This is a genomic window from Flavobacterium olei, from assembly GCF_039749035.1.
In the GTDB taxonomy this organism is placed as follows: Bacteria; Bacteroidota; Bacteroidia; order Flavobacteriales; family Flavobacteriaceae; genus Flavobacterium; species Flavobacterium olei.
This window is the reverse complement of the sequence record NZ_JBDKWC010000002.1, coordinates 753,456-768,050: the sequence shown is the minus strand read 5'-3', so window position 1 is coordinate 768,050 and position 14,595 is coordinate 753,456. Positions and strand designations below refer to the sequence as shown.

Below are 14,595 nucleotides of genomic sequence, written 5' to 3'. Positions count from 1 at the left end.
TCTAACTATATGAGAACTTTCAAATTAATTCCAATCTTTTTGCTTTTGGTACTTGCCTCCTGCAGCAGTGTTACAGTATATTCTGATTACGATAAAAATGTAGATTTTGCGCCTTATAAAACTTATGCTTTCTTTAAGCCCGGAATTGATAAGGTTGAGATCTCAGATTTGGATAAAAGAAGAATTTTAAAAGCCATAGATACAGAAATGCAGGCAAAAGGTCTGACCAAAAGTGAAAACCCGGATTTACTGGTTAACATTTTTACTAAATCCCGCGAGCAGGTTAATGTAAACCAGTTTAATGCAGGATGGGGTTACGGATGGGGATGGGGCTGGAACCCATGGATGATGTACGGAGGCAACCAGACAACTGTTTCTACCTCAACCGAAGGAACTTTATTTATCGATTTAATCGATGCTAAAAAGAAAGAAATGATCTGGCAAGGCGAAGGTCAGGGTACTTTGACTAAAAACATCGATAAAAAAGATCAAAAAGTGGCAGAGTTTGTAAACAAAATTTTGGCACAATATCCGCCGGTAAAAAAATAATTTAAGTACATTTGTTTTTCAAACAAGAAAAAATGACGAATTTTAGTAACATTATTATCGCTATTATCAGCATTATTGCAATTGAGCAGTAATGGCGAGGTGTTATATAAATAAGTAAACATACAATTTATGAAACCTCCCAAAATGGGAGGTTTTTTTATTTTAAGCCGCTACGAATTACCCAAATAACTCGAATTTATGCTTTGTTTGAGCTAAAAAAAGTAGTGTTATTTTGTGTAATTCATGGCAAAAAACACACCATTATGGAATTATTTAACGAAGTACTCTCCGCCAAAAAACAACTGGAAAATGTAGTTGCTGCTACCCCACTTACGCAAAACCTTAATCTCTCAGACGAGTTTGAAGCAAATATTCTGCTGAAAAGAGAAGATTTGCAAATTGTAAGATCCTATAAAATTAGAGGAGCTTATAATAAAATTTCTTCCCTGAATGAAAAGGAAAAAGCAAACGGAATTGTTTGTGCTTCTGCCGGAAACCATGCGCAGGGTGTTGCTTATTCCTGTAATCTTCTAAATATCCATGGAAAAATTTACATGCCTAAAACAACTCCAAAACAAAAAGTAAAACAAGTTCAGTTGTTCGGAAAATCTTTTGTTGAAATTGTGCTGACAGGTGATACTTTTGATGATGCTTATGCCTCCGCAACAGCAGATGCAATCAAAAATCATAAAACATTTGTACATCCTTTTGATGATGAAAAAGTAATTGCCGGACAAGGGACTGTGGGTTTGGAAATTTTAGAAACTTACAAGGACCCGATCGATTTTGTATTTGTTCCAATTGGCGGCGGCGGACTTGCATCTGGTTTATCTGAAGTTTTTAAACACTTAAGTCCGCATACCAAAATAATCGGTGTTGAGCCAAAAGGTGCTCCTTCGATGAAAACTTCTATTGAAGAAAACAAAAATACTGTTCTTAAAACTATTGATAAATTTGTTGATGGTGCAGCCGTTAAACAAGTTGGGGATAAGACTTTTGAAATTTGTAAACTCAATCTTGAAGATATTATTCTCGTTCCCGAAGGAAAAGTCTGTACTACGATTTTACGGTTATACAATGAAGAAGCGATGGTTGTAGAGCCCGCCGGAGCATTGACTATCGCAGCTTTAGACTTTTATGCAGAAAAAATAAAAGGAAAAACAGTGGTTTGTATTGTGAGCGGAAGCAATAATGATATTGAACGAACGGCAGAAATTAAAGAACGCTCTTTATTGTACGAAGGTTTAATGCATTATTTTATGATTCAGTTTCCACAGCGTCCAGGCGCATTGAAAGAATTTGTAAATAACATTTTAGGTCCGGATGATGATATTACTTATTTTCAGTTTCATAAAAAAAACAATCGTGAAGTGGGTTCGGTTGTGGTGGGTTTAGAATTAAAAAATAAAGATGATATCATGTCCATCAAAATAAATATGACCCAAAACGGATTTGAATTTCAATATCTGAATGATAATCAGGATTTGTTTACGCAGTTAATTGGATGATAAATATCATTTAGAAAAAAAGAAGTTGTTGTATTTTTGCATTTCAATTTAATTACAATACAATGGAAGCGCTTAAGGATATCACCACAATAGACGACATTAAGCAAATGGTCGACAGTTTTTATGGAAATGTTAGAAAAGACGACCTCATTGGACCGATTTTTAATGACAAACTTCAGGGTCGCTGGGAACCGCATTTACAGAAAATGTATAATTTCTGGCAGACTATTTTGTTTGATGTTCGTGCTTATTCGGGCACGCCTTTTCCGCCGCACAAGCAATTACCAGTCGACAAAACACATTTTGACCGCTGGATTAGCATTTTTAATTCCACAATCGACGCGCAATTTTCAGGTCCGCTTACCGAAGAGGCTAAAATGCGCGCAACTAATATGGCTTTTATGTTTAGTCATAAAATTGAGTATTTTAGAAATGCCGAAAACGAATTAAAAAACCAAACCGGTAATCTTAATAATTAGTAACAGATTAAATTGGAATTTTCTTTTAATTAAATAAATTTGATTGGTTAAAACCATATAAGTCCTCAACCACTTAATATTTTATTTATGAAGAAAATAATCCTGTCTTTTTTAATTTGCCTGTCTTTTCTAAATCATTTAAATGCACAATCGCAAGCTCCTGTATCAAATTTATATAAAGGAACTCTTGACGGAAAAACACCCGTTACCATTTATATAAAAACAGAAGAAAATCCATGTACTGCAGATTTAATGTACACCGCAATGTATCGCTACAACAAATCTAACAATTGGATACAGCTGGACATTACCCAAAATATAAAAAAAGAAAATCAGTTTATAATGGTGGAACATGGTTTTACCGGAGTTTTAATTTTATCTAAAACCGGAAATACTTTTACAGGTTTATGGATAAGCCCTGATACAAAAAAACAGCTAAATGTTGATTTAAAAGAAGTTTCAATAACTAAAAAAGATGTTGAAAACTATGAAAAGATAATGGATAGCGTGAATTACAATAATAACGATTGTTAAATTCGCTCTTGGAGAAAAATCTATAAAAATGCAATAAATTATACTTTAGGATAAAAATATTGTGATGAATGATCCATTATAGGTTCATAAATTCGTAATTTTACATTTTAACCTACAACGTTTTCGAAATGAATCCAAATATTGAAACCAATCCGTTATTAGAAAGACTTCCGAAGCATTTAAAGCAATTTATCAAACCTCAGGATTATAGCGATTATACGCCAATTAATCAGGCCGTTTGGAGATACGTTATGCGAAAAAATGTCGATTATCTTTCTAAAGTTGCGCATCATTCTTATTTGGATGGACTAAAGAAAACCGGAATCGAAATTGATTCGATTCCAAGTATGTATGGTATGAACCGAATCCTGACCGAAATTGGATGGGCGGCAGTTGCTGTCGACGGATTTATTCCTCCTAATGCTTTTATGGAATTTCAGGCTTACAATGTTCTGGTTATTGCTTCAGATATCAGACAATTGGAACATATCGAATATACTCCCGCTCCGGATATCATTCACGAAGGTGCCGGCCACGCTCCTATTATTGCCAATCCCGAATATGCTGAATATTTAAGACGTTTTGGTGAGATTGGCTGTAAAGCAATTTCTTCTCATAAAGATTACCAAATGTACGAAGCAATTCGACTATTGTCTATTTTAAAAGAAGCTGAAGATACGCCTCAGGAAAAAATTGATATTGCCGAAAAAGCAGTTTCAGATTTACAAAATGATATGGGCGAATTGTCTGAGATGGCTCAAATACGAAACCTTCATTGGTGGACAGTAGAATACGGACTAATTGGTACAGTAGAAGATCCTAAAATCTACGGCGCAGGTTTGCTTTCCTCAATTGGTGAAAGTGCCTGGTGCATGACCGATAATGTAAAGAAAATCCCTTATGATATTTCGGCTGCTAATCAGAATTTTGATATCACACAACTGCAGCCACAGCTCTATGTAACACCAACATTTTCTCATTTGAGTTTGATTTTGGAAGAATTTGCCAACAAAATGGCTTTACGAACAGGCGGATTATCCGGAATTAAAAAACTGATTCAGTCCAATGCTTTGGGAACAATCGAATTAAGTACAGGATTACAGATTTCAGGCATTTTTACGAATGTTATTGAAGAAGACGGAAAACCGGTTTACATTCAGACCAATGGGAAAACTGCTTTAGCTTACCGCGAAAAAGAACTGGTTGGTCATGGAACGCTGACACATCCTCACGGATTTGGTAGTCCTATTGGTAAACTGAAAGGTTTTAATCTCGCAATTGAAGATATGAGCCCGAAGGATTTGCAGGCTTACAGTATCGTTGAAAATGAAACTGTAAAATTAGAATTTGAAGGCAATATTGTTGTCGAAGGTGAAATTATAACAGGTTCGAGAAATCTTCACGGAGAAATTATTTTAATAAGTTTTAGAAATTGTACCGTGACCCATGGCGAAACTATTTTGTTTCAGCCTGACTGGGGCAATTACGATATGGCAATCGGCAAAAAAGTTGTTTCGGCTTTTTCCGGGCCTGCCGATGTAAATAGTTTTGATTTAATAAACATTGTTCCGACATCACAAACCATTAAAGCAAAACATACCAACGAACGTGATGAATTGGAAAATTTATATGCACGTATTCGTGATATCCGTACGAATAAAAAATCCAAGGAAGAACTTCAGGATATCTTTATCAATCTAAAAGAAAACCATAAAAATGACTGGCTGCTTTCTGTTGAAATAGCAGAACTTTTAAAAGATTCTAATAGTTCTCTTTTAGAGGAAGTGGTAAGTTATTTAGAAGAGTTGAAAGTCAGACGTCCTGAAATTGCACATTTAATTTCCGGCGGTTTGGAGTTGATTTTTTCTACAGAAAAGGTATAACTGTTTTTTTTTGAAAACATATTTGTCACGAAGACACTAAGACACAGAGTGTTTTTCTTTTCTGCTGAGAGTAAAATTCAAACTAAATAAAATCCTTTTAATCCTAATAATCTTCGGATAAATTAATTAACCTTATTGTCTTAGCATTTTGTGGCAAAAACTAAAGCTTCAAATCATCAGTAAACTCTTTTTCAGACTCAACAGTTTTGCCATTGTATTGGAGTTTCCACCCCATAGAATTTGTCAATATAAGGATCTTCGACAATTCGCTTATTAAACGGTTTTGAGCGTTGGTTTTAAGCGATGATTTCTCGATTTTTTTTGCCAGATTTGCTTTCACCGATTTGTTGATCTTATTATAATCGTCTCCCGTAAAAGGGTTTAATTTACTTTGTTCGACGTCATAAAATTTGATATCGGGATTTATCTTAATTTCTTCTTTTGGAATATTCAGAATAGTTATTGTCTTATTTTTTTCGTCTATATCGTATTTCATTTGATGCAAATCGTACGCCACCGTAACATCAGCATTTACAACAATCAGGGCTTTTTTCTCAAAAGAAACCATGTTCATTAAATATTTTTGCTGATTTTTATAGGTAATTACTTCTGAAAAATGTCCTTCTGTAACAACGAGCTTCCCAACATTAAGAATCTGCTGCTGAATTAAACTGGTGTCGTATTCTATACCTGAATCATCATTTTTTTTGAAATCGCAATACTTAAATGCCAATACAATTAGTAAAACAATGACACAGACTCCTAAAACTCTTTTAATTAAATTTTGCATTCTCCTAAAATATTTTAGACCAATTTACTTCTTTTTTTAGTTTTGTCTGCCACGAATTGCGCTAATTTTATCTAATCTTTGATATTGTGCATTCAGTTCAGCGACAAATAAAAGTTCAGGCTAATTTGCGAAATTAGCTGTAAAGAAATTTAAAAAGGATATCCGATGGCAATATTCAGAATCAAATTGTCTTTTCTCCATGCACCGTCTCCAAAATCGATTTTATCAATTACCCATCTTTGTCCGTCTGGAAGAGCCGGATTTCTAAGCGGGATTGCCAAATCTGTGCGCAAAACGAGAAATGACAAATCGAATCTAAGACCAACTCCCGCACCAATCGCAAGTTCCTTCATAAAATCTTTGGAAATTTCTGCTCCGGGTTTATTCGGGTCAGCATTTAAAAGCCAGATATTTCCCGCATCAAAAAATACTGCACCTCTAACAACACTAAAAAGCTTTGCGCGATATTCGGTATTAAACTCTAATTTTAAATCTGCAGACTGGTCTGGTGTATAATTTTCGTTTGTTCCAGGCGGAATCACATAACTACCCGGCCCTAATGTTCGTGCCCTAAATGCACGAATACTATTGGTTCCCCCGACAACAAATTGTTTGGATGTAGGAAGGGTATTGGAATTTCCGTAAGCAAATCCGGCGCCGACAATTAACCTGCTTGCCAATTCACTTTCTTTACTCAGCTTTAAATAATGTCTAAAATCAGATTTAATCTTCACATATTGACTAAACGGAACATCAAATATGGTTTTTACATTATCTTTCTTATAACTTGCACCTGTTACCAAACCGGTAATATTACCTGCTAAATCTAATTCTCCATTAAAATAAATGGTGTTTTTTCTGCGTTTTTGCATCGTATTGGTATAGGTATACGAATACGTTGGTCCAAAAATCAATTGTTTTTCTATCACTTTTCCTAAAGCTGGATCTTTATCTATATCCGCGAGATATTCATCTGTTACATGATTCGGACTTACATATGTAATGTCAATTACATTTAACTGATGATCTTTTCGAATATTTTCTTTCCATAAATAGCCAAACGTACCATTAAAAGAATTTAAAGCATATAGTTGTGTTCGTTTTTGATATTCATAGCGCAAAGTTGCTTTTGTTCTGGGTACAAATTCGCTGTTTCCCTGTATATTAAATGGCGAAATAAACCGTGGCCAGGTCAAACTTGTTTCTGCTCCCAGTTTATAGATATTCTTTCCCCTGTTTACACCGCCCATTTGAAAATCTGCGCCACCAAAAACAGAAAATGTGAACAATTCTGCGCCTCTGAAAAAGTTTCTGTTATTCCAGTTTACATTTAATTCTGTTCCTGTATAACTGGCAGAATTTGTTTTTCCGATTACCTCTACCCTAATAAATTTCTTTGGAAGAAGTGTCAGGTAATAATAGGAATTTAACGCATTGTCAATACTATCAGAAGGTCTGAATTCATTTTTAACAAAACTGAAGGTTCCTAAATTTACAAATCGGTTTAAAGTTAAATTATGATCTTTTCTATTGTATAAATCTCCTTTTTTAAAGTAAATGGTTCTGTCGAAAATTCGCGGTTTAAAAGTATCCGCTGTATCAATAATGGTAAAATCTTTGTATTGTTTAATGTCTTTTTGTCGATACACCATGCTGTCATTTCCAAGCGCATAATTTGGATAGACAAAAATTTTATCAATTTTATAAGCTCTTAAAGCTTTTGCAGGCGTTTCATTTTTTATTACCAATCGAATTTTTACTTCATGATCGCCTTTGCTGCTGTCAACTTGTGCCAAAAGATAATCGGGATTAAAATAGTAATATCCTTTCTCTTTTAATCTTGCATCTATACGTTCTCTTTCTGCTTTTATTAAATCCAGATCATAAGGTTTGCCAACTTTTAGTAAGCTTCTGCGGCTGGATCTGCCAATTATTTTGGACATCTTAAGAGAATCATCCGGAAAGATGACGCTTTTAATTATATACCTTTTTTTAGGTGTAACCGTATATTCTGCAGTTACTCTTTTATTTCTAACGGTAGAATCTGCACTAACGCGGGTCTTAAAATATCCTTTATTTTCTGCATAATTTCGTAATACAGACGCATTATAATCCAGATCAACCTTGCTAAAAAGAACCGGTTCTTCTCCAACTTTATTGCGCAGCCAGTATCTAAAACCTTTTTGTTTTTTTGGCTCACCCGCAATATTATAAATCCATAATTTCGGACGTAAACCTAAAATCGATTTGTTGGGTTTTGGCCTTAATAAACCTTCTAATTCTTTTGCCAGTTCTTTTCTTTCTTTCTTTTTAAGAATGGAATCTTTTACTTCTACCGAACCACCTGTGTATAACAAATCTCCTTCAGGGAGATATTTTGTATTACTGCATCCTAAAACAAAAAACAGGCAAAGCAGTGTCACACACTTAATATAATAATGGGTTATATGATTATGTTTTTTGCTCATTTCCTTCAATTTGCTGTTCTTGCTGATCTTCCTGCTGTTTTTCTTTTTCTTTCTTTTCTTTATCCTTTTGTTTCTTTTTTTCTTTTCGGATTTTCTCTTCTTTTAATAACTCCTTTTCCTCCTCCGAACGATGAAATAATTCTCTGAATTTATTGTAACTCATCGTGATCACAAAAGCAACTCCTGTCTCTACAACCTGCCCTTCGACCGCGACCTGATATTGATTTTTTCTGTAGGCGCGAACCGTATAACGGCCATCTTTTGTTAATTGATAATCCAATGCAACATCGCCGGCAATATTCGTACTTTCTTCATTGGCGCGTTCCTGGCCTTCAACACCAAAACTGCTTCCTACTGTCACTTTTAATCTGTCGTCGAGTAATCTTTTGGAAACTGCCACATTCAGATCTGTACGGTTTTCCATAGTTCCCGTAGTGTAATCTTCTGTAGATTCTAAGTCAAAATTTACTTCAACACCTTTAATTAATTCGCCGGCCAGATTGTTTAATTGCTGCGAAAGAATTTTACTTACACTTTGTCGTGCCAGGGTCTCTGCGCTTGTTCCGCCGCTTTCACTGGCAAACGGATTTTCACCCACAAATCGACCTAATAATAAAAGTGCAAAAACCTGTTTATTTAACTCTGCCGGATCTTGTTCTAATTGTTTCAGTTTTGTCTGAGTAAGCTCTACAACGTCTGATGAAACATCGTAATTTCCTTCCGGCAATACAATTCCAAACGAGATTTCAGGCTTCATTAACTCCCCTTTCATTTTCAATAAAGTCTGAAATGGAAGTTTTTGCTTATATATATTTCTTCTCGATGCATCATCTGTTCCCAACTGATTGCCCAGCAAATCGATTGGAGCAGCACTTATTTTATAGATGGCTGTAATGTTTACGTTTGCCATTGTCGGCTCGCCATTCCAGGTAATAAAGCTTCCTTTCTGCAAATCGAATTTTCTTCTTATTCCATTGAAATTCATCTCATAAGCACCCTCACTAAACTCGTATTTCCCTGTCAAAGTCGTTTTCCCGGACTGGTCAATTCCGCCCACAAGTTCAGCTTCTCCCTTCAATTTCAAATAATCACCATTTCCTTTATCAATAATCAGATTCAGTTCGGCTTCCTTGTCAATTGTTATGGCTACATTGACATTCATGCCTTTTAATTCAGACTGATTCAGTTGATTCTGCATTGCTACAGTTTGTTTGAGATACATATTATCTTCGTCTACAAACTCTACAATACCTTCACGATCGGCAATCGAAGGATCTGATTGTGGCAATACAACAGAGAACTTGGTTTCTTTATTGATTTTAACAGTTCCGTCAATCACCGGACTATCAAGATTTCCTTTTATATTTAGTTTCGTATCTAAAAATAAATCTCCATAAAACAAATCGTTGTCTGCCGCTTTAGAATTTATAGCTCTAAAATCGTTAGCTTCTACAAGTAAACTAAAATCATAATTTCTAAAATCTGCCGATTTGATAGTACCGTCTACAAACAGTTCGTTGTCATTTTCGTCTAAAAGCGAGAATTTATCAAATGAAATTGTTTCATTGTTAAAAGTGATTTTTTCATTTTTTACTTTAAAATACGAGTTGAGCTGTGTAACCCTGAAAGCGGCATCATTAAAGACTAATTCACCATTAATTTTTGGCGCAGCAGTATTTCCTGTAATTTTAAAATTACCAGATAAGTAACCGCTTCCTTCTTTGATATTATCCATCGTAAAGCCCTGAATACTTTTTATATTCAGTTTGTTTATCGCTACATCAAAATCAAAAGTGCCGGCGTCTAATTTATAATCTCCGGTTAATTTTAAATCATTTCCTTCGTCGCTTAATGCTACATTCGCCGCAAGTGTATTGGCTGTTTTATTGTCAACTTTTATTTCAAGATCTCCAACTTTTTCACCTTTAAAAGTAAAATCATCAATTTTTAAATCTGAAGTAAACGTTGGGTTTGTCATTACGTTTTCTACCAGCGCATTACCGTTTATCAAACCTTTCATCAACAGCTCATCCTTTTTAACGATGTTCATAATGGTTTCTATATCAAAATTGACAAAGTCAACTTTAAGCGGCGCATTATTTCCTGTTCCCTCCGACTGCACTTTCAATTCGTTCCCGGCATTACTCAGGAAAAATTTATTGATGTAAAGTCTTTTATCTCCAAACTCAATACTATTTTCAGGGTCTACCGTCCAATTTTCATAATTTAAAAGAAAGTTTTCAGCATCTATTTTAAATATATTTTTAGCAGATTCATGCGTCAGATTTCCTGCAATATAATATTGTTGTTTTTCTTTTGCATCCTGAACCTCAAGAGCATAAGTCAGGATATTATTTTGTACGTTTCCGGAAAGGCTTGTATACGGGATTTTTAAGGAACCGCTTTCAATAGTCGCTACAGAAACCGAATATTCTAAAGCTTCTTCTTTTGCTTCAATATTTATTTTTCCGTCGGCAATTGTATTATTGGCATACACAATTCGCGGAATCGTTCCTTTTACAGACAGCGAATCTGTTTGGTTATTGTAATTTCCCGTAATCGTAAAAGGCTCTAAACCGGTAAGTTTTGGCAGGAGTTTTAAAAGAACAGGATCATTATCTACTTTTAAAGTAAATGCCAGTCTTTGCTCATCTGATTCTGCATTTACTTTCGGATTTTTAAGATCTATGTATTTTGATAAAGAATTCTGAATAGAATTGGCCAGAGTGGTTAACTTATATTTCCCTGTAACTTCTGCTTTTAAAAACTGAGATGAAATTTTTACGGAGTTGCTGTCCTTATCAGCAAAAGCAAAAACACGAATTGAATCTAAAACAATCGGTTCTGCATCTTTCAAAATTTGAATATTTGAAAGGAAAACTTTTCCGTTAAGAAAATCCGGATTACTATTTGCTACATCGGCATCTACATTTCCACGTAATTTCATTGGCCCTGCATGCAGATTCAGTTTTTCTAAATCGGCAATATCAAGATTCAGTTTTAATTTGATAGAAGGATATTTGTTTTTTGTACTTCCGCTTGCTACCAGATCAAAATTTAGATTTGGATCTTTCATTCCGGACTTTACTGCAAAAGAACCGTTATCTATATTTCCTTTTAAGGCTAAGTTTTTGTACGTATATCGATTAAAAACGGCTTTCTTTACCAAACCATTAATCGCTGCATTTGCCGTTTTTGGGTCAAGACCTGTTCCTTTTACTTTTGCTGTAAGCGAAATTTTACCAATTGAATCGTTTTTGATTAATCGTCCTAAATCAAAATCTGCAAAGCTTACTGTAGCGTCATAACGTTCTCGTTTTTTAACACGCTGGTCAAACATTCCGTTTACTTTTGCGTTTCCGAAACTGCTGTTTAATGCCAGATTTGTTTTAAAATTCTGCACAGAACCCTTAAATTTTCCGGTTAAACCGATTTGCGACGGAAGGTGAATATTTTTCGGAATTGTTCCCGAAGGTACCAACGAATTAATATCTTTTGAAGTGCTCGACAGCTTTTTGATATCCAGATCGTAATACGCTTTTTGTGCATCAGGAAGTCCTTTTATGTTCCCCGAAAGGGAAACTTTTGTAGATCCGAGTCCGCTCAATTCAAATTTGGAAATATTAAGGTCTTTGACTTTTCCATTCACGCGGGTATCAACCAGCAAAATGGCATTTGGATTGCTCTTAAACGGATTTTGTTTTTGAAGATCAGGCACAAAAAGTAAAATATCCTTAAAACCAATTTTTGATTGCTTTAAATTGGCATCGACAGTTAGATTTCCAAGATCTTTCTGAAGCGACTCCAGAGATTGATAAGACGCCTTAATTTTATCCTGAACCAAAGTTTGCGGTGTTTTGAGATACAAATTATCCAGCGACGCATTTTTTGGTCCGTAAAATAAATCTGTTTTTAAAGACTGAATTTGCAGACCGCTCTTATCATTGACAGTCAATTTCTGAATTTTTCCGGAAATAGTATCATTTCCATAATACAATTCTTCTGCTTTAAAATTGAATTTATTAAGATCCAAATGCTTGTAATCAATTCCCTTCGCAACGGGTTTTGACTGCATGTCATCAAATTTAAAGGCGATGTCCTGAAGATCAACTTCGTTGAGTTTAACTTTCCAGCCCGATTGCTTTATCGCTGTGCTGTCGAGGCTTGGGGCTTGGATTTGCTTATCTTTTGCACCCAGACGTAAATTTCCTTTAAGATTTTTAACTTCAAAAGTATCAAAATCCAAAAGCTGTTTTGTAAGATCGATTTCATTTACTGCTAAATTTAAGTTTCCTAAACGGATTCCGGAATCTAATCCGGAATCTTTATTATCATATAATATGTCAATTTTTGACAGCGCAATTTTGCCAAGTTTTAATTTAAAATCCTTTCTCTTTGAAATGGTATCAACTGTTTCCACCGATACCTGTGCAATTCTTTCGACCACATCCTGATTCAAAACCAATTTTAATCCGTCGAGATTTATGGTCGGAATATTAAAATCCATTTTATCCAGATCGAATTTTTTAAATTTAGTATCGAAATGTGTCAGGTTAACCCGAATATCATTTTTAGAATAGTCATCTTTAAAATTAAATTTGACATGATCTAAATTGACTTTTACAACCGAGATTTTAAATGGTTTGCTATCCGGATCTTCTACTTTCGGCTCTTTAGATTCAAAAGCTTTGATGATATAATCGAAATTAAAAACACCATCTTTATTTCTTGAAATGTTGGCTTTAACATTTTCAAGAGAAACCGAATTAATTTCCAGTTCGCTGCTAATCAATTTAAAAAGATCGACATCTACTTCTAAACGTTTACCTGCCAGCAAAGTATCTTTTTTCTGGTCTTCAAAATAAAAACCTTCCAGAACTACATCTTTTGGAAATTTAATTGCAATGCGATCTAAGGAAACTTTGGTTTTTATCTTGTTATGAAGATACGTAATCGCTTTGTCCTTAACGAAATTCTGAACAGAAGGAACCTGAATTAAAATAATGATAAGTAATAATAACGCAACCACAGAACCCACGCACCAAAGGAGAATACGAAGCGTCTTTTTTATATAATGAATGGGTTTCTTATTCATATTTCAATAAAAAAACTGGATTTAATTGCTACTGAAAAAGCATAATTTGACATTCTACAAAAATGTAAAATTTAAACTATAACAATTTACATAATTTTAGAGGATTATTCTAAAATTTTACGGACAAATGGAATTTTTCTTACTTATTTTTAAAAAATAATAGCTGTCACTAATTTTCTTATACAATCCCTAGTTGTTGTAAATAAAATTCAAAACTTTATATACGGCAGTTTTTCTCCTAAAAGATTTATTTTCTGATTTAGTTTGAATAAGAATTTTTGATGCTGCTCAGATTCGGGATTGAAGCTTCGATGACGCAGACTTTTCTGAATTTCGTCTACCTCTTTCATTGTAGAAATGCTACTTTCTGAGATATAATTTTCGCTAAAAAGCTTCCAGATATAATCGATCGCAATTTGGTTTGGATGCAGCATATCTTCTGTATAAAAACGATAATCGCGAAGCTCGTCCATCATGATTTCGTACGATGGAAAATACTCCAGATGCGAAATCCCTGATCTGAAATTGGAATGTAAACCTGCAAACAAATGCGACTTGCTAAGCTGATTTTCTATAAAACCGTCTTTAATATGACGCACCGGAGAAACCGTAAAAATGAAGTTGATATCAGAATTTAAATCCTGAATTAATTTGATCGTATTTTGAATACTTTTCTCAATGATTTCTATTGACAATAATTCTTTAGAAAATTGTTTTTGAGGGACTTTATGGCAATTTGCCACAATCTCGTTACTTTCCAGACTTCTGTAAATCCACGAAGTCCCGTAGGTAATAATGATATGAGTTGCTTCCTTTATTCGCTTATGAGTTTCTTTGATAGCTTTATTTAAAGATTCCAGTAATTCTTCGCGATCCGGATTACTTAAATCAGAATGCACTTCAAAACTATGCCAGCGTTCATTATAAAAAAACACATCTTTTTCTCCAAATAATTCCTGTTTACAAACTCTCTCCAATATTTTCTCAATCGAAACAGGATTAAAGATTATCCCGAATGGATTTGTTTCATTTTGAAATTTAAAAAAATCAAATTTCGCTGCCATATTCTCTGCAAAACAGGAACCGACAGAAAGTATTTTAGAATGATAATCAATCTGACTATTACTTTTCTGAATTGGGATTTGAGTTCTGAATTGCATTATATGTAGTTTTACACAAATTTCGTTTATTTTCTTCAACAAAAAAAAACTCAAATGCAATTGTTTAAATGCATTTGAGTTTTGATCCTAGCAATCATTAGCAGAAAACTAGGACACTTGAAAAAGTTT

At 34.2% G+C, this 14,595-nt stretch carries 9 protein-coding genes; 5 read left to right on the top strand and 4 right to left on the bottom strand.

Annotated features, from left to right (window positions below; genetic code table 11):
- The first annotated feature begins 9 nt into the window (after window positions 1-9).
- The 5 genes from ABEB31_RS07350 (at window position 10) to ABEB31_RS07330 (ending at window position 4,953) form a co-directional block, all read left to right on the top strand.
- The gene (locus tag ABEB31_RS07350) at window positions 10-549 is read left to right on the top strand and encodes a DUF4136 domain-containing protein (RefSeq protein ID WP_347050696.1); all 540 of its coding nucleotides are present in this window, start codon (window positions 10-12) and stop codon (window positions 547-549) included.
- A 263-nt stretch (window positions 550-812) separates the two neighbouring features.
- Window positions 813-2,057 carry a threonine ammonia-lyase IlvA gene (ilvA, locus tag ABEB31_RS07345; protein ID WP_347050695.1) on the top strand — a complete coding sequence of 415 codons (1,245 nt, stop codon included), beginning with the start codon at window positions 813-815 and terminating at the stop codon, window positions 2,055-2,057.
- Between the two features lie 62 nt (window positions 2,058-2,119).
- Window positions 2,120-2,536 carry a group III truncated hemoglobin gene (locus ABEB31_RS07340; protein ID WP_347050694.1) on the top strand — a complete coding sequence of 139 codons (417 nt, stop codon included), beginning with the start codon at window positions 2,120-2,122 and terminating at the stop codon, window positions 2,534-2,536.
- An 87-nt stretch (window positions 2,537-2,623) separates the two neighbouring features.
- Window positions 2,624-3,070 (top strand): hypothetical protein, encoded by a 447-nt coding sequence (locus ABEB31_RS07335; RefSeq protein ID WP_347050693.1) that lies wholly within the window; start codon window positions 2,624-2,626, stop codon window positions 3,068-3,070.
- 128 nt (window positions 3,071-3,198) lie between these two features.
- Window positions 3,199-4,953 carry an aromatic amino acid hydroxylase gene (locus ABEB31_RS07330; protein ID WP_347050692.1) on the top strand — a complete coding sequence of 585 codons (1,755 nt, stop codon included), beginning with the start codon at window positions 3,199-3,201 and terminating at the stop codon, window positions 4,951-4,953.
- A 160-nt stretch (window positions 4,954-5,113) separates the two neighbouring features.
- Here ABEB31_RS07330 and ABEB31_RS07325 read toward each other — a convergent pair whose 3' ends face one another.
- The 4 genes from ABEB31_RS07325 to ABEB31_RS07310 all read right to left on the bottom strand — a co-directional run bounded on the left by ABEB31_RS07325 (window position 5,114) and on the right by ABEB31_RS07310 (window position 14,466).
- Window positions 5,114-5,743: a DUF4230 domain-containing protein gene (locus ABEB31_RS07325; RefSeq protein ID WP_347050691.1), complete on the bottom strand. Its 630-nt coding sequence runs from the start codon at window positions 5,741-5,743 to the stop codon at window positions 5,114-5,116.
- A 149-nt stretch (window positions 5,744-5,892) separates the two neighbouring features.
- Complete coding sequence (gene tamL / locus ABEB31_RS07320) at window positions 5,893-8,211, bottom strand: translocation and assembly module lipoprotein TamL (protein ID WP_347050690.1); 2,319 nt, start codon at window positions 8,209-8,211, stop codon at window positions 5,893-5,895.
- The gene (locus tag ABEB31_RS07315) at window positions 8,195-13,306 is read right to left on the bottom strand and encodes a translocation/assembly module TamB domain-containing protein (RefSeq protein ID WP_347050689.1); all 5,112 of its coding nucleotides are present in this window, start codon (window positions 13,304-13,306) and stop codon (window positions 8,195-8,197) included. The genes tamL and ABEB31_RS07315 overlap by 17 nt, the downstream gene beginning before the upstream one ends.
- Window positions 13,307-13,515: 209 nt before the next feature.
- On the bottom strand, window positions 13,516-14,466 hold the full coding sequence (locus ABEB31_RS07310; protein WP_347050688.1) for a GSCFA domain-containing protein: 951 nt from the start codon (window positions 14,464-14,466) through the stop codon (window positions 13,516-13,518).
- Window positions 14,467-14,595 lie beyond the last annotated feature (129 nt).

What these genes read in the sequence shown, in the direction of transcription:
- ABEB31_RS07310 (WP_347050688.1), bottom strand. Translation starts at nt 14,466, where the DNA reads ATGCAATTCAGAACTCAAATCCCAATTCAGAAAAGTAATAGTCAGATT.
- tamL (WP_347050690.1), bottom strand. Translation starts at nt 8,211, where the DNA reads ATGAGCAAAAAACATAATCATATAACCCATTATTATATTAAGTGTGTG.
- ABEB31_RS07330 (WP_347050692.1), top strand. Translation starts at nt 3,199, where the DNA reads ATGAATCCAAATATTGAAACCAATCCGTTATTAGAAAGACTTCCGAAG.
- ABEB31_RS07335 (WP_347050693.1), top strand. Translation starts at nt 2,624, where the DNA reads ATGAAGAAAATAATCCTGTCTTTTTTAATTTGCCTGTCTTTTCTAAAT.
- ABEB31_RS07325 (WP_347050691.1), bottom strand. Translation starts at nt 5,743, where the DNA reads ATGCAAAATTTAATTAAAAGAGTTTTAGGAGTCTGTGTCATTGTTTTA.
- ABEB31_RS07340 (WP_347050694.1), top strand. Translation starts at nt 2,120, where the DNA reads ATGGAAGCGCTTAAGGATATCACCACAATAGACGACATTAAGCAAATG.
- ABEB31_RS07350 (WP_347050696.1), top strand. Translation starts at nt 10, where the DNA reads ATGAGAACTTTCAAATTAATTCCAATCTTTTTGCTTTTGGTACTTGCC.
- ABEB31_RS07315 (WP_347050689.1), bottom strand. Translation starts at nt 13,306, where the DNA reads ATGAATAAGAAACCCATTCATTATATAAAAAAGACGCTTCGTATTCTC.
- ilvA (WP_347050695.1), top strand. Translation starts at nt 813, where the DNA reads ATGGAATTATTTAACGAAGTACTCTCCGCCAAAAAACAACTGGAAAAT.